General features: G+C 73.6%; 24 protein-coding genes. 11 read left to right on the top strand and 13 right to left on the bottom strand.

Annotated elements, in window-relative coordinates; genetic code table 11:
* Positions 1-141: 141 nt before the first annotated feature.
* From ACH4MY_RS25730 to ACH4MY_RS25720, 3 genes are all read left to right on the top strand, one after another.
* A complete protein-coding gene (locus ACH4MY_RS25730) occupies positions 142-1,140 on the top strand; it encodes a hypothetical protein (RefSeq protein ID WP_398006066.1) in 999 nt (332 codons plus the stop codon).
* 51 nt (positions 1,141-1,191) lie between these two features.
* A complete protein-coding gene (locus ACH4MY_RS25725) occupies positions 1,192-1,881 on the top strand; it encodes a copper homeostasis protein CutC (protein WP_398006065.1) in 690 nt (229 codons plus the stop codon).
* Between the two features lie 129 nt (positions 1,882-2,010).
* The gene (locus ACH4MY_RS25720; protein WP_398006064.1) at positions 2,011-2,925 is read left to right on the top strand and encodes an aminoglycoside phosphotransferase family protein; all 915 of its coding nucleotides are present in this window, start codon (positions 2,011-2,013) and stop codon (positions 2,923-2,925) included.
* Here the strand turns inward: ACH4MY_RS25720 and ACH4MY_RS25715 are convergent.
* The 3 genes from ACH4MY_RS25715 to ACH4MY_RS25705 all read right to left on the bottom strand — a co-directional run bounded on the left by ACH4MY_RS25715 (position 2,922) and on the right by ACH4MY_RS25705 (position 5,942).
* Entirely contained in the window at positions 2,922-3,494 is a 573-nt protein-coding gene (locus ACH4MY_RS25715) for a dihydrofolate reductase family protein (RefSeq protein ID WP_398006063.1), read from the bottom strand. The two genes, ACH4MY_RS25720 and ACH4MY_RS25715, sit on opposite strands and share 4 nt — an antisense overlap.
* Positions 3,495-3,582: 88 nt before the next feature.
* A complete protein-coding gene (locus ACH4MY_RS25710; RefSeq protein WP_398006062.1) occupies positions 3,583-3,894 on the bottom strand; it encodes a VOC family protein in 312 nt (103 codons plus the stop codon).
* Positions 3,891-5,942: a HelD family protein gene (locus tag ACH4MY_RS25705; RefSeq protein WP_398006061.1), complete on the bottom strand. Its 2,052-nt coding sequence runs from the start codon at positions 5,940-5,942 to the stop codon at positions 3,891-3,893. The genes ACH4MY_RS25710 and ACH4MY_RS25705 overlap by 4 nt, the downstream gene beginning before the upstream one ends.
* A 264-nt stretch (positions 5,943-6,206) precedes the next feature.
* Between ACH4MY_RS25705 and ACH4MY_RS25700 the strand changes: the two genes are divergently transcribed.
* Both ACH4MY_RS25700 and ACH4MY_RS25695 read left to right on the top strand, forming a co-directional pair.
* The gene (locus ACH4MY_RS25700; protein ID WP_398006060.1) at positions 6,207-6,395 is read left to right on the top strand and encodes a hypothetical protein; all 189 of its coding nucleotides are present in this window, start codon (positions 6,207-6,209) and stop codon (positions 6,393-6,395) included.
* A gap of 48 nt (positions 6,396-6,443) precedes the next feature.
* On the top strand, positions 6,444-6,752 hold the full coding sequence (locus ACH4MY_RS25695) for a hypothetical protein (protein ID WP_398006059.1): 309 nt from the start codon (positions 6,444-6,446) through the stop codon (positions 6,750-6,752).
* A gap of 9 nt (positions 6,753-6,761) precedes the next feature.
* Here the strand turns inward: ACH4MY_RS25695 and ACH4MY_RS25690 are convergent, their stop codons facing one another.
* On the bottom strand, positions 6,762-8,402 hold the full coding sequence (locus ACH4MY_RS25690; RefSeq protein ID WP_328943277.1) for a DNA repair helicase XPB: 1,641 nt from the start codon (positions 8,400-8,402) through the stop codon (positions 6,762-6,764).
* 159 nt (positions 8,403-8,561) lie between these two features.
* On the opposite strand from ACH4MY_RS25690, the gene ACH4MY_RS25685 reads away from it, so the two are divergent.
* The 3 genes from ACH4MY_RS25685 to ACH4MY_RS25675 all read left to right on the top strand — a co-directional run bounded on the left by ACH4MY_RS25685 (position 8,562) and on the right by ACH4MY_RS25675 (position 10,148).
* Positions 8,562-8,894 carry a metalloregulator ArsR/SmtB family transcription factor gene (locus ACH4MY_RS25685; protein WP_398006058.1) on the top strand — a complete coding sequence of 111 codons (333 nt, stop codon included), beginning with the start codon at positions 8,562-8,564 and terminating at the stop codon, positions 8,892-8,894.
* Entirely contained in the window at positions 8,891-9,637 is a 747-nt protein-coding gene (locus ACH4MY_RS25680) for a DUF2071 domain-containing protein (protein WP_398006057.1), read from the top strand. The genes ACH4MY_RS25685 and ACH4MY_RS25680 overlap by 4 nt, the downstream gene beginning before the upstream one ends.
* Positions 9,638-9,755: 118 nt before the next feature.
* A complete protein-coding gene (locus tag ACH4MY_RS25675; RefSeq protein WP_398006056.1) occupies positions 9,756-10,148 on the top strand; it encodes a hypothetical protein in 393 nt (130 codons plus the stop codon).
* Between the two features lie 99 nt (positions 10,149-10,247).
* Here the strand turns inward: ACH4MY_RS25675 and ACH4MY_RS25670 are convergent, their stop codons facing one another.
* Positions 10,248-12,800 (bottom strand): helicase-associated domain-containing protein, encoded by a 2,553-nt coding sequence (locus tag ACH4MY_RS25670; RefSeq protein WP_398006055.1) that lies wholly within the window; start codon positions 12,798-12,800, stop codon positions 10,248-10,250.
* Positions 12,801-12,872: 72 nt separating this feature from the next.
* Here ACH4MY_RS25670 and ACH4MY_RS25665 point away from each other — a divergent pair, with 72 nt between their 5' ends.
* Complete coding sequence (locus ACH4MY_RS25665; RefSeq protein WP_398006054.1) at positions 12,873-14,024, top strand: hypothetical protein; 1,152 nt, start codon at positions 12,873-12,875, stop codon at positions 14,022-14,024.
* Between the two features lie 202 nt (positions 14,025-14,226).
* Here the strand turns inward: ACH4MY_RS25665 and ACH4MY_RS25660 are convergent, their stop codons facing one another.
* The 3 genes from ACH4MY_RS25660 to ACH4MY_RS25650 are packed head-to-tail and all read right to left on the bottom strand — an operon-like array spanning position 14,227 to position 17,131.
* Positions 14,227-15,057, bottom strand: coding sequence for an ABC transporter ATP-binding protein (locus ACH4MY_RS25660; RefSeq protein ID WP_398006053.1), 831 nt, complete (start codon positions 15,055-15,057; stop codon positions 14,227-14,229).
* A complete protein-coding gene (locus ACH4MY_RS25655) occupies positions 15,054-16,130 on the bottom strand; it encodes a FecCD family ABC transporter permease (protein ID WP_398006052.1) in 1,077 nt (358 codons plus the stop codon). The genes ACH4MY_RS25660 and ACH4MY_RS25655 overlap by 4 nt, the downstream gene beginning before the upstream one ends.
* A complete protein-coding gene (locus tag ACH4MY_RS25650; RefSeq protein WP_398006051.1) occupies positions 16,127-17,131 on the bottom strand; it encodes a FecCD family ABC transporter permease in 1,005 nt (334 codons plus the stop codon). Before ACH4MY_RS25650 ends, ACH4MY_RS25655 begins: the two co-directional genes overlap by 4 nt.
* A 104-nt stretch (positions 17,132-17,235) precedes the next feature.
* Between ACH4MY_RS25650 and ACH4MY_RS25645 the strand changes: the two genes are divergently transcribed.
* A complete protein-coding gene (locus tag ACH4MY_RS25645) occupies positions 17,236-17,883 on the top strand; it encodes an HAD family hydrolase (RefSeq protein ID WP_398006050.1) in 648 nt (215 codons plus the stop codon).
* On the opposite strand, the gene ACH4MY_RS25640 is transcribed toward ACH4MY_RS25645, so the two are convergent.
* On the bottom strand, positions 17,871-18,149 hold the full coding sequence (locus ACH4MY_RS25640; RefSeq protein WP_398006049.1) for a hypothetical protein: 279 nt from the start codon (positions 18,147-18,149) through the stop codon (positions 17,871-17,873). The two genes, ACH4MY_RS25645 and ACH4MY_RS25640, sit on opposite strands and share 13 nt — an antisense overlap.
* Positions 18,150-18,288: 139 nt before the next feature.
* Between ACH4MY_RS25640 and ACH4MY_RS25635 the strand changes: the two genes are divergently transcribed.
* Positions 18,289-18,672, top strand: a complete 384-nt coding sequence (locus tag ACH4MY_RS25635) for a cold-shock protein (protein WP_015035334.1) — start codon at positions 18,289-18,291, stop codon at positions 18,670-18,672.
* An 18-nt stretch (positions 18,673-18,690) separates the two neighbouring features.
* On the opposite strand, the gene ACH4MY_RS25630 is transcribed toward ACH4MY_RS25635, so the two are convergent.
* From ACH4MY_RS25630 to ACH4MY_RS25615, 4 genes are all read right to left on the bottom strand, one after another.
* On the bottom strand, positions 18,691-19,545 hold the full coding sequence (locus tag ACH4MY_RS25630; protein WP_398006048.1) for a 1,4-dihydroxy-6-naphthoate synthase: 855 nt from the start codon (positions 19,543-19,545) through the stop codon (positions 18,691-18,693).
* Complete coding sequence (locus ACH4MY_RS25625) at positions 19,542-20,288, bottom strand: futalosine hydrolase (protein ID WP_398006047.1); 747 nt, start codon at positions 20,286-20,288, stop codon at positions 19,542-19,544. The genes ACH4MY_RS25630 and ACH4MY_RS25625 overlap by 4 nt, the downstream gene beginning before the upstream one ends.
* A gap of 7 nt (positions 20,289-20,295) precedes the next feature.
* The gene (locus tag ACH4MY_RS25620) at positions 20,296-20,775 is read right to left on the bottom strand and encodes a DUF2771 domain-containing protein (RefSeq protein ID WP_398006046.1); all 480 of its coding nucleotides are present in this window, start codon (positions 20,773-20,775) and stop codon (positions 20,296-20,298) included.
* 105 nt (positions 20,776-20,880) lie between these two features.
* Positions 20,881-22,278, bottom strand: coding sequence for an MFS transporter (locus ACH4MY_RS25615; protein ID WP_398006045.1), 1,398 nt, complete (start codon positions 22,276-22,278; stop codon positions 20,881-20,883).
* Positions 22,279-22,288 lie beyond the last annotated feature (10 nt).

The following is a 22,288-nucleotide window of genomic DNA, read 5'->3' as shown; positions in this document are numbered from 1 at the left end:
GGGTATTCGGTTGTGAGTCCATGTATACCCCCCGCCCGTATCCCGCGCAAGCAGTTCCCCGACTTGACTTGATACCCCCCAGGGGTATGGTGAGGTGCATCGAACGGTACCCACGCCACCCACACGTACGGGAGAGCAGCCATGAACACCGGAGTGAAGATCACTGCCTTTGCCGCCGCGCTCGCCGCGACCTTCGGGACCGCGTACGGGGTCGGCAAGGGGGTCGGCCCCGTCGAGGAGCCGGCGAAGGCCGGGCACGGCGACCACGCGGCCGCCCAGCCGGAGAAGAAGGACGAGGGGGGCGCGCACGCCGGCCACGAGGAGGGCGCCACCGAGGGGAACGCCCCCGCCGCCGAGATCCCCGGCGGCCTCCAGGTCTCCGAGGGCGGCTACACCCTGGCCATGGAGACCCCCGTCCCCACCGCCGGAAAGAGCGTCCTGAAGTTCTCGGTCAAGGACGCCGACGGCCGGAAGGTCACCGCCTTCACCACCGAGCACGGCAAGGAGCTGCACTTCATCGTCGCCTCGCGCGACCTCAACACCTTCCGTCACCTGCACCCCGTGAAGGCGGCCGACGGCACCTGGACGACCCCCGTCGACCTGCCGGCCGCCGGGGGCTACAAGGCCTTCGCCGACTTCAAGCCCGCCGCGCCCGGCGCCAAGGGCATCACCCTCGGTGTCGACCTCTCCGTACCGGGGGCGTACGCGCCGAAGCCGCTGCCCGCCGTCGCGCCGACCTCCACCGTCGACGGCTACCAGGTCCGCCTCGGCGGCACCCTGAACCCCGGCAAGGCCGGCGAACTGCGACTCACCGTCACCAAGGGCGGAAAGCCCGTCACCGACCTGGAGCCCTACCTCGGGGCGTACGGTCACCTCGTGGCCCTGCGCGACGGCGACCTCGCCTACCTCCACGTGCACCCGAACGAGGGCGGCCCCGGCCCCGACGTCTCCTTCACGGCGACGGCGCCCAGCTCGGGCACGTACCGTCTGTTCCTCGACTTCCAGCACCAGGGCAAGGTGCGCACGGCGGCCTTCACGGTCACCACGGGTGGCGCGGGAGCGGCCGGAAACAACTCCGAGGCGCCTGTTCCCGCAGCTGGTGAGGCCACGCACGATGCGGGAGGGCACGCGCACGGCTAGGCTGGTCATTGGACTAGACCTATAGCCGTCATTCATGGAGGAATGGGCTCGATGAGCAACCGTGCAGTCCTTGAGGTGATCGCCCTCGACGAGGAAGACGCGGTCGCTGCCCAGACCGGTGGAGCCGACCGGCTCGAACTCGTCACCGACATGGCGGCGGACGGACTCACCCCGTCCCTGGCAGGCTTCTCCGCCATCCGCGCCGCCGTCGACATCCCGCTGCGGGTGATGCTCCGCCTCGCCGACGGATTCGCGGCCGGCGACGTCGACGCCCTGGTCGGACGCGCCCTGGAACTGCGCGCGGCGGGCGCCGACGAGTTCGTCCTCGGCTTCCTCACCCCCGACGCCGAGCCCGACCTGGTGGCCGTCGAGCGGCTCATCGCCGTCCTCGACGGCGCCCGCTGGACCTTCCACCGGGCCATCGACCGCGCCGCCGACCGCGACGGGCTGCGCAAGCGGCTCGCCGACCTGCCCGGCCTCGACACCTACCTGACGGCCGGCGCCGCAACCGGCGTCGACGACGGCCTGGCCACCCTCGAGGCCGAGGCCGCCCGCGCGGGCGAGCCCGGCTACGAGGCGCGGATCCTCGTCGGCGGCGGCCTGCGCCTCGACCACCTCCCCGGACTGCGCGCGGCCGGCCTCGACGCCTTCCACATCGGCGGCGCGGCCCGTCCCCAGGGCTGGGCGGCCCCGGTCTCGGCGGACGCGGTCCGTACGTGGCGCGAGGCGGTCGACGCGTAGGAGTTCCGGCGGCGGGACCGGAAACCGCTCCCGCCCGCCCGGGGCTCCCGCCCGGCGCTCCCGCCCGGGAAACGCCCGCCCGGGAAAACGCCTGGCCCCGGGCGAGGCCCGGTCGTTAGCCTCCCCGGTATGGCAGCCACCCCGATGCAACCCGGCGAACTCGACATCGACACCGCGCTCGTCGAAGGGCTCGTCGCCGGGCGGTTCCCCGCATGGGCGGCCCTGCCGGTCCGGGCCGTGGCCTCGGCGGGCACGGACAACGCGATGTTCCGGCTCGGCGACGACCTCGTCGTCCGGCTGCCCCGCGTCCCGTACGCGGCCCGCCACGTCGAGAAGGAACAGCGCTGGCTGCCCCGGCTCGGCCCGCACCTGCCGCTGGACGTCCCGGTCCCGGTGGGGCAGGCCGGGGCGAGCCCCGACTTCCCGCTGCCCTGGTCCGTCTACCGCTGGCTCGACGGGGACGACGCGTACAACGCCCCGCTCACCGACCTCGCCCACGCGGCCGTCGAGCTGGGCCGCTTCGGCACCGCCCTGCGCACCATCGACGCGAGCGAGGGGCCCGCCTCGTTCCGGGGCGGCCCGGTCACCGCGTGGGAGAACGGCAACCTGCCGGCCGCGATCCGCGCCCTGGGCGCCGAGGGCCTGGTCGACGCGGAGCTCGCGACCGCCTCCTGGGAGGCCGTCCTGCGGCTCCCGCGGTGGGAGGGCGCGCCCGTCTGGATCCACGGCGACCTGCTGCCGGGCAATCTGCTCGGCCGCGGGGGCCGCCTCAGCGCGGTCATCGACTTCGGCGGCGTCGGTACGGGCGACCCGGCCTGCGACATGATGCCCGCCTGGACCCTGTTCACCGCCGGCACCCGGCCGCTCTTCCGCGAGGCGGCGCGCGTCGACGACGCGACCTGGGCGCGCGGGCGGGGCTGGGCCCTGGCCTGGGGCCTGGTCACCGAGGCCTACTACCGCGACACGAACCCGGTGCTCGCGGCCGTCGCCCGCCGCACCCGCACCGAGGCGCTGGCGGAGTACGCGGAGTCGCGCACGCTCTAGCGGACGACGTCGAACACGTTCTTCTGGATGCCGTTGGCGTACGCCTCGTGCTCGACGAGCTTCAGCTTCTGCGTGTCCTTGTCCGTCTCGCTGAAGAGCCGCTTGCCCGCGCCGAGGAGCAGCGGGAAGACGAGCAGGTTGTACCGGTCGATCAGACCGGCGTCCGACAGCGCCCGGTTCAGCGAGGCGCTGCCGTGCATGATGATCGGACCGCCCTCGGTCTCCTTCAGCGCGGCGACCTCGTCGAGCGAGCGCAGGATCGTGATCTCGCCCCAGTTGTCGACCAGGTCGTCCTCGGTGAGCGTCGTGGACACCACGTACTTCGGCAGCGTCTTGTAGCGGGCGAAGTCCTCCATGCCCGGCCAGACAGCGCTGAACGCCTCGTAGCTGGCCCGGCCGAGCAGCATCGCGGTGGCGTCCTGCTGCTCCTGGCCCTTGAGGGCGTACGCCTCCGGAACGAACTCCATCTCCTTGAAGGTCCAGCCCGAGTTCCGGTAACCGGGCTCGCCGCCGGGGGCCTCCACGACACCGTCGAGCGAGACGAAGGCGGTGCTGATGAGCGTGCGCATCTGGGTTCTCCCGTGAGGTTCTTGACGGCCGCTCAGCACTGGCGCTCAGCGGCGAATACAACCTATAGACCGAGGCTCGCGAAGAAACTCATCGCTCGTCGGGATCTTTCTCCGTGGCGGCGACGAGCTCCACCTCGAACCCGTCGGCGTTCTCCAGGTAGGCGGCGTGGAAGGCCAGGTGGTTCAGGCCGGGCCGGAGCCGGTCGTGCCGGTCCGACGTACGGGCCGGGGACTGCTCGACGACGAGGTACAGGGAGTCGAGCGCCCAGCTGCGACCACCCTCCCAGCGCTGGAAGGGCCGGTAACCGAGGGCGCCGAGGAGCCAGCCGAAGCTCGCCTCGGCCACGGCGAGGTCGCCGACCCACACCTCGACGTGATGCAGGGCCCCGGCGCGGCTCACGCCTGGGCCAGCTGCGCCGGGATCGGCGCGGAGTGAAGAACGGCGAGGCCGGACACGGCACGGGTCAGTGCCACGTACAGACGCCGCAGGCCGGTGCGTTCGTCGGGTTCGCCGTCGACGACCGCCGCCGGCTCGTCCAGGACCACGTAGTCGTACTCCAGACCCTTCGCCAGCGAGGCCGGGACCAGCGTCAGCCGGGACTCGGCCGTCGTCTCCTCGCCGGGGGAGAGGTACGCGAGGCCGGCGGCCGTCAGCGCCTCCGCGAGCGGCGCGATCCGCGCGTCGGCGGCGATCAGCCCGATGGAGCCCTCGTGGGCCAGTGCCTCGACACAGGCCGCGACGACGTCCCGGTCCAGGGCGTCCGTGTGCCGGACGTCCAGCGACCCGGGATTCTCACGCACCGACTCCACCGCGGCGAGCCCCGGCGACATGTGCGGCAGGAGTCGCGAGGCGTAGGCGATCACCTCACGCGGCACACGGAAACCGGCGGTCAGCTCCTCCACCACCGCCTCCGGCTTCCCGAGGTGCCCGAGCGCCTCCGCCCAGCTCGTCGTCGCCCACGGGGTGGTCCCCTGCGCCAGGTCGCCGAGGATCGTCGCCGAGCCGGTCGTGCAGCGCCGGCCCACCGCCCGGTACTGCATCGGGGACAGGTCCTGCGCCTCGTCGAGGACGACATGGCCGAGCGAATGCGTCCGCTCCACCAGGTCCTGCGCCTCGTCGACGAGGACCGCGTCCGCCGCCGACCACTTCGCCGTCTTCACGCTCCGGGCGGGCTTCGCCCACAGCAGCAGCTTCTGCTCGTCCTCGGTGAACAGCCCCTCGGCGTGCTCCGCCAGGAACTCCGCGTCGCCCAGCAGCCGGAGCACCAGCTTCGCGGGCTCCACCGGCGGCCAGCACTCCTTCACGACGGCCTTCACCGCGGTGTTCCGCGCGACCGCGTTCTGCACCCGGTCGTCGGGCGCCTCGCCCGCCTGCTCCATCCGGACCAGGACCGCGTGCGCGATGCGCTGCGGAAGGGCCTCGCGGGCGGCCCCGTACCGGATGTCGCGGTCGATCAACTCCTGGACGATCTCCTCCAGTTCGTGCGCGGGCACCCGCCAGCGGCGCGAACCGCGCACCACCATGAGGGACTCCTTCGGCAGCGCCACGTGCGAACGCACCGCCCGCCGCAGCAGCTCCGCCATCCGGGCGTCGCCCTTGACGACGGCGGTCGCGGCCCCGTCCGTCCCCCGCACCTCGACCCGGCCGCCGACGAGATCGTCGACCGTCGCCTGCTTGACCTCCAACTCGCCGAGCGCGGGCAGCACTTGCTCGATGTAGTGGAGGAAGGACCGGTTCGGTCCGACGACCAGCGTCCCCGTACGGGCGAGCCGCTCCCGGTGCGCGTACAGGAGGTAGGCGACACGGTGCAGGCCGACGGCCGTCTTGCCGGTGCCGGGCCCTCCCTGCACACACACCGTCCCCGACAGGTCGGAGCGGACGATCCCGTCCTGCTCCGGCTGGATCGTGGCGACGATGTCCCGCATCGGACCGACGCGCGGCCGCTCGATCTCCGCCTGGAGCAGCCTGCTCGTCCGCTCCAGCTCCTGCGGGTCGGAGAGGTGCTCGTCCTCGTAGGCGGTGAGCTCGCCGCCCGTGTAGCCGAAGCGACGGCGCAGGCCGACGTCCTGCGGGTCCTTCTTCGACGCCTGGTAGTACGGCTGCGAGACCGGCGCACGCCAGTCGATCACCATCGGGTCGCCGCCGGCGTCGTGCACGTGCCGGCGGCCGATGTAGAAGCGCTGCCCCTCCTGCGTGGTGTGCAGATAGTCGAGCCGCCCGAAGAACAGCGGGGTGTGGGACAGATCGGCGAGCGCCTTGATGCGGTCCTCGATCTGCCGGCCCAGCACCACCGCGTTGACCCAGTTCGCGGTGACGTCCTTGATGTCGAGCGCCTCCACGTCCTCGCGCATCGCGCGCAGGGCGGCGCGGGACGAGGTCAGATGGGCGCGTTCGCGCGCGAGCGGATCGTCGGAGGCGGGCACGGGCGCGGACACGGACACGGACACGGTGGAGCCTCCGGGGCGAATGCGCGGATACGCGGATACACGGACACGTCGAGGTGGCCGCCGATTACCGACCGGGCGGCGGCTCTCCACGGAGGGAGGCGGGGAAGCTGGCGAGTGTAACTCCGGAGCGGGGGCGGAGGCGAGCGGATTTCCCTCATGTCCACCCCGTAGGGGACGGGGTCCGTCTCACGTCGGACCCGGGCGCGCCCCCGGTTCACCCCCGAGAGCGATGTGTTCGGAATGTCCGGATTCCATCATGGATGCATGACCGCGACGACCTTCACCCTCGTGACCACCGTGACCCGCCCCCGCGTCCGCCCCCTCGACACCGCCCTGCGCGCGCTGCGCGCCTTCGGCGGCGCCGCGGCCGGAGTCGTCCTCCTCGGCGACTACGGCCCGCCCGAGGCCGGGGTCAGGAACCCGCGCCCTGAGTACGCGCCGGGCCCCGACTGAGTACGAGAGCGTCTGCCGCCGGGGGACCGGCCCTGATGTGATCGATGCATGACGACGACGCCCGCCGACCTCACCGGCCCCACCGACCCCAACGCCCCGAGCCCCCGCTCCCTGCGTGTCATCGCCGGCTGCGGATTCCTCCTCCTGGCGGCGTGCCTCGTGGCCACCGTCGTGGTGGTGCTCGAAGGCGCCATCGGGGGAGACGACGTCGTGCCGGGGTTCGCCACCGCGGCCTTCTGGGCCCTGTGCCTGGGAGCCCTCGTGGCCGTGGCCGCCCTGATCGCCCCCCGAAGGGGCCTGGTGATCGCCGAGTACTCCCTGGCGATCACGGCCCCCCTGCTCGCGGTGATCGGCTAGCGGACCGCCCTACGGCGCCAGCAGCTCGTCCGCGTCGACGATCCGGTACGCGTACCCCTGCTCGGCCAGGAACCGCTGCCGGTGCGCGGCGAAGTCCTGGTCGATGGTGTCCCGGGCGACCACCGAGTAGAAGTGCGCCTGGTGGCCGTCGGCCTTCGGACGCAGCACCCGGCCGAGGCGCTGTGCCTCCTCCTGACGGGACCCGAAGGTGCCCGACACCTGGATGGCGACGGTGGCCTCCGGCAGGTCGATGGAGAAGTTCGCGACCTTCGACACGACGAGCACGCTGATCTCGCCGGTACGGAAGGCGTCGAAGAGCTTCTCGCGCTGGGCGTTCGAGGTCTCGCCCTTGATGACGGGCGCGTCCAGGTGCTCGCCGAGCTCGTCGAGCTGGTCGATGTACTGCCCGATGACGAGGATCTGCTGGCCCTCGAACTTCTTCACCAGGGCCTCGGTGACCTTCCGCTTCGTCGCGGTCGTCGCACAGAAGCGGTACTTCTCCTCGGCCTCGGCGGTGGCGTAGGCGAGCCGCTCCGAGTCCGTCAGATTGACCCGGACCTCGACGCAGTCGGCGGGCGCGATGTAGCCCTGCGCCTCGATCTCCTTCCACGGTGCGTCGAAGCGCTTGGGTCCGATGAGCGAGAACACGTCGGACTCGCGCCCGTCCTCCCGGACGAGGGTCGCGGTGAGCCCGAGCCGCCGCCGGGCCTGCAGGTCGGCGGTGAACTTGAAGACGGGCGCGGGCAGCAGGTGCACCTCGTCGTAGACGATCAGCCCCCAGTCCCGGGAGTCGAACAGCTCCAGGTGCGGGTAGATGCCCTTCCGCTTGGTGGTGAGCACCTGGTACGTGGCGATGGTGACCGGCCGGATCTCCTTCTTCGTACCGCTGTACTCGCCGATCTCGTCCTCGGTCAGCGAGGTCCGCTTCACCAGCTCGTGCTTCCACTGCCGGGCGGAGACCGTGTTGGTCACGAGGATGAGCGTGGTCGCCTTGGCCTGTGCCATCGCACCGGCTCCGACCAGCGTCTTTCCCGCGCCGCAGGGCAGGACGACGACGCCGGAGCCGCCGTGCCAGAACCCCTCGACGGCCTGCTTCTGGTACGGCCGCAGCGACCAGCCGTCCTCGGCGAGGTCGATGCGGTGCGCCTCGCCGTCGACGTAACCGGCGAGGTCCTCGGCCGGCCAGCCCAGCTTGAGCAGCGTCTGCTTGATCTGCCCGCGCTCGGAGGGGTGCACGACGACGGTGTCGGCGTCGATCCGCTCCCCGACGAGCGGCTGCACCTTCCGCGACCGCAGGATCTCCTCCAGGACCGGCCGGTCGGTGCTGGTGAGGACGAGGCCGTGGGTGGGGTGCTTGGACAGCGTCAGCCGCCCGTACCGGGCCATGGTCTCGGCGATGTCGACGAGCAGCGCGTGCGGGACGGGATAGCGCGAGTACTCGACGAGCGCGTCGACGACCTGCTCGGCATCGTGCCCGGCGGCCCGCGCGTTCCACAGGCCGAGCGGCGTCAGCCGGTACGTGTGAATGTGCTCGGGCGCCCGCTCCAGCTCCGCGAACGGCGCGATGGCCCGCCGACAGGCGTCGGCGAGCTCGTGGTCGACCTCCAGGAGCAGCGTCTTGTCGCTCTGGACGATAAGAGGTCCGTTCACGTGATCAGGTCCTTCCGACACCGTGCCGTTCCCGTAACGGCCAATCCTCCAGTGTGCCCGACCCGCGGGTCGGCCGCGTCGCCGTGAGCCCGCCCTTACGGGGAAAGAGCTACCGCGGGCATCTTGTTAGGTATTTAGCTAAGGTGCTAAACATAAGCCATGACAGACGCTCAGGACGAGGCAGGGGCCTTTCGGGCCCTCGCCGATCCGACGAGGCGCCAGATCCTCGAGGACCTCAGAGGCGGTGAGCTCGCGGCCGGCGAGATCGCGGCCCGGTTCGCGATCAGCGCGCCCTCCATCTCACGGCACCTCGGCGTCCTCAAGGGCGCCGGTCTGGTCACCGAGCGGCGTGAGGGCAACCGGATCCTCTACACGCTGGCCGAGGAACGCCTGGCCCTGTGCGTCGGCCGGTTCCTCAGCGCCGTCTGCCCCGAGCAGATCGTGCTCCGCCACACCACATGGCGCCCCGGGGCGCAGAACGAGGGGTCATGAGGCAGCCACGACTGTCCAGCGTCATCGAACGACGACTTCTGGTGAACTACCGGGTCGCCCCGGACGCCGCGGCCCGGCTGCTCCCCGAGCCGCTGCGCCCGCAGGTGGTGAACGGCCACGCGGTCGCCGGCATCTGCCTCCTGCGGCTCGGAAAGGTGCGGCCGGCCTGGGCACCCGAGGCGTTCGGCCCCAGCAGCGAGAACGCGGCGCATCGGATCGCCGTCGAATGGGACGGACCCGACGGCGTCGAGACCGGCGTCTACATCCCACGCCGCGACACGGCCTCCCGGCTCAACGCCTGGGCCGGAGGCCGGGTCTTCCCCGGTGAACACGGCCGCGCCGATTTCGAGGTGCACGAGACGCCCCACCGGACGCGTGTGGCCCTGGAGACCTGGGACGGCGACATCCGGGTGGACGTCACCGTCGAGCCGGCCGACGAGCTGCACGGCAGCGAGCTGTTCGCCGATCTCGCGGCGGCCTCCCGTTTCTTCCGCGCGGGGGCCAAGGGCTTCTCGCCCACCGGCTCGGGCCACCGCCTGGAAGGCATGGAGCTGCACACCGACGCCTGGCACGTGGAGGCCGGCCGGGTCCGCGCCGCCGCGTCGTCCTTCTTCGAGGACCCGGACCGCTTCCCGCCGGGGAGCGCGACCCTGGACTGCGCTCTGATCATGCGGCACGTCCCCGCCGACTGGCGGCCGCTCCCCGCGACGGCCACGAGCCGAGGCGCTCTACTCGCCTGCTGAAGGGCGCGGTCACCGCCGGCCGGCCCTCCCGACGCGCGCCCCGGATGAGTACCCGGGCCGCGCCGGATGAGTACCCGCGCGCTGGGGGCCGGACCCGCAGGGGCGGTGGGATGGGGGTATGACGAACAGCACCCGACGGCCCGCCGCCGTCACCGCCGGGGCCTGCGCCGCCGCGTGGCCCGCCGCCACCGCTCCCGGTGACGAGGCGGACCCGCGGTGGTGGGTGGCGCCGCTCGTGGCGACGGTGGCCGCGCCGCTGCTGTCGTTCCTGACGGCGGTGTGGGCGGACCTGTTCACCGCCCTCCCCGTCTTCCTGATCGGCGGCTTCGCCCTGCCCCTCGCGCTGGTCGTGCCGGGCTGGTGCCTCGCCCGGACCCGCCGGCGCCGCCAGGCGCGGATCAATCTCGCCACCCTCGCCTGCTGCCTCGCGGTGGCGTACCCGGCGCTGATCGGCGGCATCGGTGTGGCGGTCGTCGTCGGCCTGTTCCTCACGGGCAACATCCACTCCTGACGGGAAGCCGCCCGTCTAGGCGGCCCCTCCAGGCGGCCCGTTCCCGGCGGCCCGTTCCCGCCGGCCCGTTCCGGGGGCGCCCGCTTCCGACGCGCCCCGCTACACCTGGTCGTCCGCGAGTTCCGCCACGCCCGTGATGCGGTGCAGCGGATACGTGCGGACCTCGTCGGCCGTGTGGTCGTAGCCCGTCACGAAGCCGCCCTCCACCCGGACCGGGGCGATGACCCGCTGGCTCGCCGCGCCCTCCGCGTTGACGTAGCCGATCCAGACGGCCGAGCCCGTCATCGCCGCCGCCTGGACCGTCGCCAGGGTCTCCGCCGCCGACGTGCGCGGCAGGGTGCCCGCGGCCGTCGGGGCCGTCGGCTCCTTGCGCACCGCCGTCGCCGCCCGGTCGCCCGCACGGATCGCGCGGACCGCCGCGCCCAGCAGGGTCGTGTCGGGGGCCGGCGGGCCGTCCGGCACCGGGACCGGGGCCGTGCGGGCCCCCGTGCGGTAGGCGTCCGCGCGGGTGATCAGGACGTCGCCCTCCGCCGACTCGGCGGCCGGCGCGTACCCCATCGACCGCAGCCCTTCGAGCAGCGACGCCGGGTCCGTCTGCGCCGCGAGGACCGTCGGGGCGATCCTGCGCAGGCCCAGACCGGCCGAGCGGCGGTCCGCCAGGATCTCGCCGAGGACGGTGTCGTCGTCGCAGCGCACATACGCGGACGCCGCCCCGACCCGCAGATGCCCGTGCCGTCGCGCCACGTCGTCGACGAGGTAGGCGAGCGGCTGGGGGACCGGGGTCCGGGAGTGCGCCTTGAGGAATTCGTGGAGGTCGGTGGCCGTCTGCCCGGAGTCGAGCGCGCGCCGTACGGACCCGGGAGTGAACCGGTAGACCGTCGCGCCACCCTTCGACTCCACGTCCGCGAGGACGGCGAGCGCGTCGGCCAGCGGCCGCCGCAGCGGCCCCGGTGCGACGGCGGTCAGGTCCGCCTGGAGGAGTACGTGGTCGACGGCCTCGGGCAGCAGCGGTGCCAGCAGGGTCGCCGCGCGGCCCGCCGCCACCGACAGTTCGACGCCGCCGCCCGGCTCGGCGGCGGACGCCGCCTCCGCGAGCGGGAGGTTGAGCAGCGCCCGCGCGGGCCCCGAGAGGGCGCCCCGCCCGGTGAGCCCCAGCAGCTCCGCCTCGGCGAGCGTCCAGCGGGCCAGCCGCGATCTCAGGTCGCCGGGGACCGTCCCGGGCTGGGTCTCCGCGTCCTCCGCGCGGGCCTGCGCCGCGCCCCTCAGCGGCCGTTCCCAGCGGAGCCGGGCGAAGAGCGACTCGGGCTCGGCCGCCGAACCCGGCGGCAGGGTCGCGAGGAGGCCCAGGACCCGGTGCCGGACCTCGGGCGCCGCCGCGCGGTCCAGGTCGGGGCCGAGGACCGAGAGCGTCCGGCCCTTCGTGTCCTGGCCGCCGGCCAGACCCGGTGTACGGGTCGCCGTGAGCCAGGGGGTGACGAGCAGGGCCCAGCGTTCGGCGGGCGGCAGGTCCAGCCAGTCGTCGTAGGCGGGCGTCGGGGCGTACCGTTCGTCCGCCTCGCCGTCCGAGGCCAGCAGCCCCGCCGCGTGACAGAGCTCCAGCCAGAACGCGGCCGTCTCCTCCGTGACGTCCAGGGCCGCGGCGGTCCGCTTCAGGTCCCGTACGGCCAGACCACCCGCGCGCAGCACCGGCGGCCCGCCCCGGTCCCAGGACTTCAGCAGCTCCTCGACGGTGGCGAGCGCCAGCTGCGCCTGCCCGGCCGCCGCGTTGTCCACAACCTGTGGGCGGTACTCGCGCTGCACCCCTGGCTCCGGCGCCAGCGGCTCCGGCGCCCGGTGCGCCCGGCCGCCCCGCAGATGCAGCGCCACCTCGCGCGGCAGCACCATCGTCCGCGGCGACACCGGAAGCAGCAGACCCCGGTCGCGCAGCCAGCGCACCGGAGGTGCCGGGTTCGCCGTCACCTCGCCGTACGGCGGACCCCACACCAGCCGGTCGAGGACGGCCAGCGCGTCGGGGGACGCCATGTCGAGGAGCGCGTCCATCCGGGACCGGTCCGTGAACAGGCCCGTCAGCACGGCCACCGCCGAGACCGGATCGTGCGTCGCGGGCAGCCCGGCCGCCGCGATGATCTCCTGCACGCGGCCCGGCGACATCCCGGACGTCGCCTCGGCCACCGTCGGCCCCAGACCGGTCGGCGAAGGGTGCTGCGCCGACGGCGCGAGCAGCTCCCGCGCCGTCCGCACGAGCCGCAGCCGGTCGTCCTCGCCCCACACGAGCGCCTGCTCGCGCAGCAGCGCCACCGCGCCCGGCAGCGCCCCCTCGATCTCGGGGTCGCCCTCGGTGCCGGTGAGCAGTGCCAGGAGTACGGGGTACGGGGCCGGGTCCGGGGCCACGGCGAGGGCCTCGGCCGTCTGGAGGGCGAACCGGTCGAGCCGTTCCAGGGCGCGTACCACCGAGCCCCGCGTGCCGGCACGCGTCGCCAGCTGCGTCAGGTCGTTCGGCACGGGGTTCAGCAGGTCGGGCCGTGCCCGCAGCAGCGCGGCGAGCCCTTCGTCGCCGCGGGCGCGCAGCGCCTCGGCGAGTGTGCGGGGCGCCGCGGCGGCGCCAGTTACCTCGGGCACGTGCGCCTCCCGGTCGAGCTCACCGATCCCCATCCGCACCACGTTAGCCGCTGCGCAGGCGCTAACGTCGGGCCGTACCGGGCGAACCGGCTGTGGAGGGGCACCGTGGGGATCGAGAGCGACCAGTTGGTCTACGACTATCTGAGCCGGGTCGGCGATCTGGCGCAGCAGCGGCAGCTGCCGGCGAGCGACCGGATGCGGCTGGTGTCGACACTCCGGAACGAGATCGACCGCCGCCGCGCCACTCACGGCGAGGAGAGTCCCGCGGCGGTACGGAGCATCCTCGGCGCGCTCGGCACCCCGGACGAGGTGGTGGAACGGGCGGAGGGCCCGGGCGCGGCGCCGGCATCCGCGCCGTCACCGCCGTCATCCGCGCCGAAGGCGCCGGGGAAGCCGGTGGGGAAGCCGGTGCCGAAGCCCCGCGAGGGGGAGCGGACGAAGGAGCGTACGGGGAGGGGCGCCGGGTGGCTGCCGGGCGCCCGCCGGTCCCTCGACAGGACCGCGTCGGACGAGCCGGCCTCCGGCGGGTCCGGGTCCCGGTCCGGGTCCGGCCGGTCCGCGGCCGGGCGGCCGGTGTCCGCCGTCGGTGAGGGTGCGCGCCCGGACGGAGCCGTCGCCGACACGACCGGGTTCGACACCCCGGGCGGTGGTGACGCGGCCGTCGACGGCGTGTCGGACTGGTGGCGTCTGGAGGACGCCGCCGAGGGTCTGCCGGGCTTCGTGGGCGGGGTCGAGCGCCCGGACCTGTTCAAGGAGCCCGTCCCCGACGAGGCCGAGGACGAGGCCGAGGACGACGGGGAACCCGTCACCGGGAAGCGCCGCCGTCTCGCCCGTGTCCTCCGCCGCCGCAGGCCCGAGGCCCCGGCGGCGGCACCGGAGACCGAGGCGGAGCCCGCGGCGGTGCCGGCCTCCCGCCTCCGCCTCGCGAACCCCTTCGTCCTGCTCGCCGCACTGCTCCTGCTCGGCGGCGCGGTCTTCGGCTCGCTGGTCGCCCTGGCCGCGGGCTGGCTCATCGCGTACGCCTCCCGCCGGCTGACCCCCGGTGAGGTCAGGGCGGCCGTCCTGGTGATCCCGGGCCTCGCCGTCGCGTCGGGCGTCGCCTGGCTGTGGGGCCGGGTGGAGGGCCGTTGGGGCGTCCCGGTGGCGGCGGGCGGCGAGGCGATGGGCGCGGCGGTCTCGGAGACCTGGCCGTGGGTGCTCCGGGGCGCGGCCGTCGCCTCGGCCCTGTTCCTGCTCTGGCGGTCACGCAGGCGCTGAGCGCCGTTCCGGCGGGGTGCCGGCGTGCCGGGGTGCCAGGGTGTCGGCGCGCCGAAGCGCCGGGCGCGGCTCATGCTCAGGTCGTCACCCAGGCACCGAGGCTCGCGTCACCGGCGCCGCGAGCCCCAGCCCCGCGAGCCCCAGCCCCGCGAGCCCCAGCCCCGCGAGCCCCAGCCCCTATGAGCCCCAGCCCCCGCGGGCCTCAGACCGCGTGGGTCTGCGCCGCTTCCTCCGTCTCCCGCCCCGCGTGCCACGGCGCCCCCGGCACCACCAGCGGTGACCCCGTCACCGGGTCCGGCACGACCACCGACCGCAGCCCGAAGACGTCCCGTACGAGCTCCTCGGTCACGATCTCCTCCGGCGGGCCCTCGGCCACCACCCGGCCCGCCTTCATCGCGACCAGGTGGTCGGCGTACCGCGCCGCCTGGTTCAGGTCGTGGAGGACGAGGACGACCGTGCGGCCGCGCAGCCGGTTGAGGCGGCGGACCAGGTCGAGGACCTCCACCTGGTGGGAGATGTCGAGATAGGTGGTGGGCTCGTCGAGGAGCAGCAGGTCCGTCTCCTGGGCGAGGGCCATCGCGATCCACACCCGCTGCCGCTGGCCGCCCGAGAGCGCGTCGACGGGCCGGTCGGCGAGCGCGGCGACGTCCGTGCGCTCCATGGCGTCGGTGACGGCCCGCTCGTCCTCCTCCGACCACTGCTTCCACCAGGCCTGGTGGGGCTGGCGGCCCCGCGAGACCAGGTCGGCGACGGTGATCGCCTCGGGGGCGACGGGCGTCTGCGGAAGCAGTCCGATGGAGCGGGCGATCCGCTTCGTCGGGAGCTTCGCCAGTTCCTCCCCGTCGAGGAGGACGGATCCGCCCGCCGGCCTGAGGAGCCGGCCGAGCGCCCGGAGGGTGGTGGACTTGCCGCAGGCGTTGGGGCCGACGATCACGGTCACCCTGCCGTCGGGGATCACGAGGTCGAGCTCGTGGACGACGGTGCGGTCCTCGTAGGCGAGTGTCAGTTCGCGCGCGGTCAGCCTGCTGGTCATGCCTTGCCTTCCGTACGGCTCCGGACGATGAGCCAGATCAGATACGGGGCGCCGACCGCCGCCGTGAGGACTCCCACCGGCAGTTCGACGGGGGAGAGGAGCCGCCTGCCGAGCAGGTCGGCGAGGACGACGACCGCGGCCCCGGTCAGGGCCGAGCAGAGCAGCGGGATCTGTGCGGTCCTGGTCATCCGGCGGGCGATCTGCGGTGCGAGGAGGGCCACGAAGTCGACCGGTCCCGCGACCCCGGTCGCCACGGAGGCGAGGACGACTCCCACCGTGACGAGCCCGAGGCGGACGCCGCCGAGCCGGGCGCCGAGCGCCGTCGCCGTGTCGTCGTCGAGGGAGACGGTCCGCTGGGCGCGGGCCGCCCACAGCACGGCGGGCAGCATGAGCAGCAGCGTCCAGCGGATCGGCGCGGACTCGTCCCAGCCGCGGCCGTTGAGCGAGCCGGTCATCCAGATCTGGGCCTGCTGGGCGACGAGGAAGTCGCCCTTGGTCATGAAGAGGGTGGTGAGCGACCGCAGGGCGATCGCGAAGCCGATCCCGATGAGGACGAACCGGGTGGCGTGCAGCCCGCCGCGCCAGGCGAACAGGTACACGAGGGCGGCGGCGAGGACGCCGCCGGCGATCGAGAGGTACGGCAGCACGGTGTACGAGGTGAGGCCGAAGGTCATCGCGGCGACGGTGACCGCTCCGGCGCCCTGGCTGATGCCGATGATGTCGGGGCTGGCGAGCGGGTTGCGGGCGACGGTCTGGATGAGGGCGCCCGCGACACCGAACGCGGCGCCGACGGCGAGGGCGACGACGAGCCGGGGCTCGCGCAGCTCCGTCACGACGAACGTCGAGGGCGACGACTGCCCGAACAGGATCCGTACGACCTCGGAGGGGGCGACGAACCGCTCACCGACGCAGAGGTAGGCGACGGAGGACGCGGCGAGGAGCAGCAGCAGGCCCGCGGCGGCGAACGCCGAACGCCGGTGGACGAGGAAGGAGGCGCCCCGGGCGCGGACGAGCCCGTACCCGGCGGGGCGAAGCCTGTCCTTCGTGGGACGGACGGCGGTGGTCGTACTCACGCGGGCACCGCCTTCCGGCGTACGAGAGCGACCAGGAACGGCACTCCGATCAGCGCCGTCATGACCCCGGCGGGCACCTCGCCCGGCGGGAACACGATCCGCCCGGCGACGTCCGCCACGAGCAGCATCACCGGGCCGGTGATCGCGGCCATCGGCAGCACCCACCGGTGGTCGGAGCCGACGACGGCCCGCGCGATGTGGGGAACGGCGAGGCCGACGAAGGCGATGGGGCCGGCGGCGGCGACGCCCGCCCCGGTGAGGACGGTCGCGCCGATCCCGCCCACGATCCGGACGGTCGCGACCCGCTGCCCGAGCCCCTTGGCGACGTCCTCGCCGAGGGCGAGCGCGTCGAGCCCGCGCGCCACGGAGACGACGAGGACCGTGCCGAGGAGCAGGAAGGGCCAGATCTGGCCGACGATCTGGGCGTCGCGCCCGTCGAGGGAGCCGATCTGCCAGAACCGGAACTCGTCGAGCGCGGAGGCCTTGGTGGTGAGGATGCCGGTGGTGACGGAGAGCAGCAGTGCGTTGATCGCGGCACCGCCGAGCGCCAGCTTCACGGGGGTGGCCCCGCCGCGCCCGCCGGAGGCGATGGCGTGGACGGCGACGGCGGCGACCGCGGCGCCGGCGAAGGCGAACCACACGTACCCGGTGAGGGTGTGCACTCCGAAGAAGGCGATGGCGAGGACGACGCCGACAGAGGAGCCCTGGCTGATGCCGAGGATGCCGGGGTCGGCGATCGGGTTGCGGGTGATGCCCTGGAGGGCGGTGCCGGCGAGCGCGAGCGCGGCGCCGACCATCAGCCCGATGAGGGTGCGGGGGACGCGGAGCTGCCGTACGACCTCGGCGTCGGGGCTCGTACCGCCGTGCAGCAGGGCGTCGAAGACCGTGGACGGGGCGATGGCGCGGGCGCCGACGGCGAGGCTGAGGAGGACGGCGAGGAGCAGGGCGACGAGAGCCGCCGAGGTCGCGAGGACCCGTCTGGAACGGAAAGCGGCTGACATCAGGACCCATCGGGTGGTGCGTGTCGGGCGGTACGGGTTCGGTAAGGCTTGGCTCAGTGTAAGCAGCACCCATATGCGGACGCCCGGGCCGGAGGTCCCCCAGAATGGCTCCCATGACGACCTCCGCGACCACCCCGCCGCGCACACCGCCGCTGACCGTCGGCTTCGACCTCGATCTGACGCTGATCGACACCCGCCCCGGCATCAAGGCCGCCTGGGAGGCCTTCTCGGCCGAGACGGGAGTGCCGGTCGACGCGGACCTGGTCGTCAGCCGCCTCGGTCCGCCGCTGGAGCACGAGATGGCGCACTGGGTCCCCGAGGAGCGGGTCACGGAGATGGTGGCCCGCTACCGGGCGCTCTACCCCGCGTACGCGATCGAGCCCTCGGCTCCGATGCCGGGCGCCCGGGACGCGATACGGGCCGTGCGGGAGGCCGGCGGCCGCACCGTCGTCGTCACCGCGAAGAACGGCCCGCACGCCGAGCTGCACCTCGCGCACCTCGGCATCGAGCCGGACGCGGTCGTCGGCGGCCTGTGGGCCGAGGGCAAGGCGGAGGCCCTGAGCGCCCACGGCGCCCAGGTGTACGTGGGGGACCACGTCGGCGACGTCCGCGGGGCCGCGACGGCGGGCGCCGTCTCGGTGGCCGTCGCCACCGGTCCCTGCGCCCCCGAGGAGCTCAAGGAGGCCGGCGCGGACGTGGTCCTGACCGACCTGACGGACTTCCGTGCCTGGTGGGAGGGCTACCTGGCCTGAACCGGTGCGGCCGTGCCGCTCCGGGCCTGCCGCCGCTGGGCCGCGATCGAGCGCAGCACCCCGGCGGCGGCGACGGCGAATCCGACGCCCATCAGCATGGAGACGGTGTACGCCACCGTCGGGAACGGGTCCGTGCCGAGGAACAGCGGAGCCACGGTGACCAGCGTCGCCACCGCGCCGATCGCGAAGAGGATGACACCGGCCTTGACGAGGCCGTCACCCGGAGCGCTGTCGTTCGCCGGTGCGGCAGGGGTTTCACTACGCATCCGGCCAGGGTAGTTCCCTGGCCGAAGGAACACATCGGCGACGTCTTGTCACCGGCCTCCGGACCATTAGCCTGGTGCGGCGGGTCGGGCGACCCGCTGTGCGCCATCCCCATCGACGAGGACGAGGACGAGGACAGACGTGCCTACCGGCAAGGTCAAATGGTTCAACAGCGAGAAGGGCTTCGGCTTTCTCTCCCGCGACGACGGCGGCGACGTCTTCGTCCACTCGTCGGTGCTCCCTGCCGGAGTCGACGCCCTGAAGCCGGGGCAGCGGGTCGAGTTCGGGGTGGTCGCCGGCCAGCGCGGCGACCAGGCACTGTCCGTCACGATCCTCGACCCGACCCCGTCCGTCGCCGCGGCGCAGCGCCGTAAGCCCGACGAACTGGCGTCCATCGTCCAGGACCTGACGACCCTCCTGGAGAACATCACTCCGATGCTGGAGCGCGGCCGCTACCCCGACAAGGCGCAGGGCGCCAAGATCGCGGGCCTGCTGCGCGCGGTCGCGGACCAGCTGGACGTGTAGGACCGCTCGTCGGGCCCCTCAGGGGAAGGCGAGCGCGTCCGGGCCGAGGGGCGGTACGAGTCCCTCGGCCGCGGCGCGGGTGAGCAGCCCGCGGACCGCCGCGTAACCGTGCTCGCCGAGGTCGGCCGTGAACTCGTTGACGTAGAGGCCGATGTGCTGGTCGGCCACCTTCGGGTCCATCTCCTGCGCGTGCTCCAGGACGTACGGCCGGGAGGCCGCCGGGTCGTCCCAGGCCATCCGCACCGAGGCGCGGGCCGCGTCCGCGAGCCGCTCCAGCGTCTCGGCGCCGAGGGAGCGCCGGGCGACGATCGCGCCGAGCGGGATCGGCAGCCCCGTCGTGGACTCCCAGTGCTCGCCCATGTCGGCCAGACAGTTCAGGCCGTAGTTCCTGTACGTGAAACGGGCCTCGTGGATGACGAGCCCCGCGTCGACCTTGCCGTCGCGGACGGCGGGCATGATCTCGTGGAACGGCATCACGACGACGTTCCCGACCCCGCCCGGCACCTTCTCCGCCGCCCACAGCCGGAACAGCAGATACGCGGTCGAGCGCTCGCTCGGCACCGCGACCGTCTTCCCGGTGAGGTCGGCGCCGGTCGCGTCGTCCCGGGTGAGGACGAGCGGCCCGCAGCCCCGGCCGAGGGCGCCGCCGCAGGGCAGCAGCGCGTACTCGTCGAGGATCCACGGCAGCACGGCGTACGACACCTTCAGGACGTCGTGGTCGTCGGTGCCGCTCTCGGCCCAGCCGTTGGTGATGTCGATGTCGGCGAAGGTCACGTCGAGCCGGGGCGCGCCGGGGACCCGGCCGTGGGCCCAGGCGTCGAAGACGAAGGTGTCGTTCGGGCAGGGCGAGTAGGCGATCTTCAGCTTGGTCACGGCGAGGGCTCCAGGAAGACGGTCCGACTGAGCAGCTCGAAGGTGTGCCGGAGCGCGCCGAGGGCCTCGCCGATGCGCCAGGCGGCGCGGTCGCGGGGACCGACGGCGTTCGACACGGCCCGGATCTCGACGACGGGCACGCCGTACGCGGCGGCGGCCTCGGCGACACCGAAGCCCTCCATCGCCTCGGCGGCGGCTCCGGGATGGCGTTCGGCCAGCTCGGCGGCCCGCCCGGCGGTTCCGGTGACGGTGGAGACGGTGAGGACCGGCGCGACGGTGTGCGGCAGGCCCCCGGCGTCCAGGGCGGCGGCGATACGTCCGGTGAGGGCTTCCGGCACGGGGTGCGCGGACCGCCCGAAGCCGAGCTCCTCGACGGTGAGATACCCGTCGGGGGTCTCCGCGCCGAGGTCGGCGGCGACGACGGACGCCGAGACGACGACGGACCCGAGGGGGGCGAGGGGCTGGAAGCCGCCGGCGATGCCGGCGGAGACGACGAGGTCGTAGGGGCTGTCGGAGCCCGTGAGTGAGGCGTGGGCGAGCGCGGTCCCGGTCGCGGCGGCCACGGCGGCCGGTCCGACCCCGCCGACGAGCACGTCGACGAGCGCGCCCCCGCCCGGGGAGGCGGTGTGGCGGCGCAGGACGAGACCCCCCGGCAGCGGGAGGAGCCCGGGGCTGCCGAGGCCGGCGGAGACGGAGTCCGCCTCCGCCGCCACGGCCGTCACGATCAGGATCCGGTGGACCACCGGACGATCAGGATTCCTTCTTCAGCTGGAAGTGCCAGACACCGGTCAGCTTCTTTCCGGTGTTCTCGACGATGGTCACCTGGGTCTTGTCGGTGGCCTCGCCGGTCTGGCTGGAGAAGAAGGCGCTGGCCGGAATGGTCCGGTACGTCTTCTTGTACGGCTCGGGCTCGGCCTGCTGGCCGCCGAGGAAGATGGTCCAGCCGTTGTCCGCGATCTCGGGGTCGACCCCGAAGCGGATCTTGTCGTCCATCGCCACGGTGATGGACTTCTCGGCCTTCTTGTTGAGGCACTGCTGGATCTGCGACTCCTTGATGGCGTCGCCGTCGTTGTAGCAGGCGGCCTCGGAGTGGATCGAGTCGGACCCGACCGTCACGGTCGCGATCGGAGTCGGCTTGTCGCAGGCGGAGAGTACGAGGAGCCCGGCGGAGACGGCCCCGAGGGCGACGGCGGCCCGGCGGCGCGAGCCGGTGAAGAACGCAACGGTCATGAGCCGAAGGCTATCGGGCCGCCGCGCCCGCGCCACGCGGGGGTACGGCGTGCCGCTCTCCGGTACCGGAACGAGACCCCTCCCGGGGCCCCGAACCGGCCCCGACTACGCCACCCGGGCCTTCGACCGGCCCTTGGACCCCGGCCGCCGCCGGGCGGCCGCCAGCAGGCCCCGTACGGAGAGAAGGGCGCCCAGCGCGAGGATCGCGGCCGCCACCGCCATGCCCAGGGTCCCGTTCAGCGGCAGGGCGATGCCGATCGCGCCGCCCACCACCCACGCCATCTGCAGCGCCGTCTCGGAGCGCGCGAACGCCGAGGTCCGGACCACCTCCGGCACGTCCCGCTGGATCAGGGCGTCCAGGGACAGCTTCGACAGGGCCTGGGTGAGGCCCGCGACCGCGCCCAGGACGGCCACCATCGCCCCGCCGAAGAAGATCGACGTACAGATCGCCGTGGCGCAGACCACGCTGATCATGGTGGCGATGATCACCTCGGGCCCGTGCCCCCGGTCCCGCAGCAGCGAGCCGGCCGCCGTGCCGCAGGCGTTTCCCACGCCCGCCGCCACGCCCACGATCCCCAGCGAGACGGCGGCGCTCTGCCCCGACAACGGGTGCTCGCGCAGCAGGAACGCCAGGAAGAAGATCAGGAAACCCGACAGCATCCGCTGCGCCGCGTTCGCCTCCAGCCCGTGCAGGACGGACGGCCCCACCGTCCGCAGGCTCGGCTTCCGCTCGCCGTGCGTCAGCAGATGCGCCCGCCGCTCACCCTTCGCCGAATCCACCTTGGGCGGCATCCGCAGCGCCCAGAACGCCCCGAGCAGGAACAGCGCGCACGCCCCGTACAACGGATACGGGGGCCCCAGGACCTGGAGCCCCGCCCCGATGGGCGCGGCGATCCCGGTCGCGAGCAGCCCGGCCAGGGTCACCCGCGAGTTCGCCTTCACGAGCGAGAAGTCCGGTGGCAGGAGCCGTGGCACGACCGCGCTGCGCACCACCCCGTACGCCTTCGAGGCCACCAGGACCCCGAGCGCCGCCGGATACAACTGGATGCCGCCGGTGGCGACCGCCGCCGACATCATGATCGCCAGCACCGCGCGCGTCAGCATCGCGCCCGCCATCGCCGCCCGCCGCCCGTGCGGGATCCGGTCCAGGAGCGGACCGATCACCGGGGCGAGCAGCGTGAAGGGCGCCATCGTGACGGCCAGATAGAGAGCGACACGGCCCCGGGCCTCGTCGGTGGGCACGGAGAAGAACACGGTGGAGGCGAGAGCGACGGTGATCATGACGTCCCCGGCACCGTTCACGGCATGCAGCTCGATCAGTTTCCCGAGCCCCGACTCGCCCGCGCCGTGCGCGTGAGTCGCCTTGCGAATGCCCTTCGCGGTCCCCGTGAACGGCAGGTGCAGGGCACGACCGACCCTCCGGCCCGCTCTGCGGAGCGGTCCGGCATGATCTTCGGATCGTGCGGGGGACCGTGCGGCTGCCACTCCGTCATAGTGCCCCACCGGCACACCG

Origin of the sequence: Streptomyces sp. NPDC017246 (genome assembly GCF_044331325.1) — a bacterium.
Classification (GTDB): Bacteria; Actinomycetota; Actinomycetes; order Streptomycetales; family Streptomycetaceae; genus Streptomyces.
This window is presented reverse-complemented; position numbering and strand designations above follow the sequence as displayed.

What these genes read in the sequence shown, in the direction of transcription:
- ACH4MY_RS25730 (WP_398006066.1), top strand. Translation starts at nt 142, where the DNA reads ATGAACACCGGAGTGAAGATCACTGCCTTTGCCGCCGCGCTCGCCGCG.
- ACH4MY_RS25725 (WP_398006065.1), top strand. Translation starts at nt 1,192, where the DNA reads ATGAGCAACCGTGCAGTCCTTGAGGTGATCGCCCTCGACGAGGAAGAC.
- ACH4MY_RS25720 (WP_398006064.1), top strand. Translation starts at nt 2,011, where the DNA reads ATGGCAGCCACCCCGATGCAACCCGGCGAACTCGACATCGACACCGCG.
- ACH4MY_RS25715 (WP_398006063.1), bottom strand. Translation starts at nt 3,494, where the DNA reads ATGCGCACGCTCATCAGCACCGCCTTCGTCTCGCTCGACGGTGTCGTG.
- ACH4MY_RS25700 (WP_398006060.1), top strand. Translation starts at nt 6,207, where the DNA reads ATGACCGCGACGACCTTCACCCTCGTGACCACCGTGACCCGCCCCCGC.
- ACH4MY_RS25695 (WP_398006059.1), top strand. Translation starts at nt 6,444, where the DNA reads ATGACGACGACGCCCGCCGACCTCACCGGCCCCACCGACCCCAACGCC.
- ACH4MY_RS25685 (WP_398006058.1), top strand. Translation starts at nt 8,562, where the DNA reads ATGACAGACGCTCAGGACGAGGCAGGGGCCTTTCGGGCCCTCGCCGAT.
- ACH4MY_RS25680 (WP_398006057.1), top strand. Translation starts at nt 8,891, where the DNA reads ATGAGGCAGCCACGACTGTCCAGCGTCATCGAACGACGACTTCTGGTG.
- ACH4MY_RS25675 (WP_398006056.1), top strand. Translation starts at nt 9,756, where the DNA reads ATGACGAACAGCACCCGACGGCCCGCCGCCGTCACCGCCGGGGCCTGC.
- ACH4MY_RS25670 (WP_398006055.1), bottom strand. Translation starts at nt 12,800, where the DNA reads ATGGGGATCGGTGAGCTCGACCGGGAGGCGCACGTGCCCGAGGTAACT.
- ACH4MY_RS25660 (WP_398006053.1), bottom strand. Translation starts at nt 15,057, where the DNA reads ATGACCAGCAGGCTGACCGCGCGCGAACTGACACTCGCCTACGAGGAC.
- ACH4MY_RS25650 (WP_398006051.1), bottom strand. Translation starts at nt 17,131, where the DNA reads ATGTCAGCCGCTTTCCGTTCCAGACGGGTCCTCGCGACCTCGGCGGCT.
- ACH4MY_RS25645 (WP_398006050.1), top strand. Translation starts at nt 17,236, where the DNA reads ATGGCTCCCATGACGACCTCCGCGACCACCCCGCCGCGCACACCGCCG.
- ACH4MY_RS25640 (WP_398006049.1), bottom strand. Translation starts at nt 18,149, where the DNA reads ATGCGTAGTGAAACCCCTGCCGCACCGGCGAACGACAGCGCTCCGGGT.
- ACH4MY_RS25620 (WP_398006046.1), bottom strand. Translation starts at nt 20,775, where the DNA reads ATGACCGTTGCGTTCTTCACCGGCTCGCGCCGCCGGGCCGCCGTCGCC.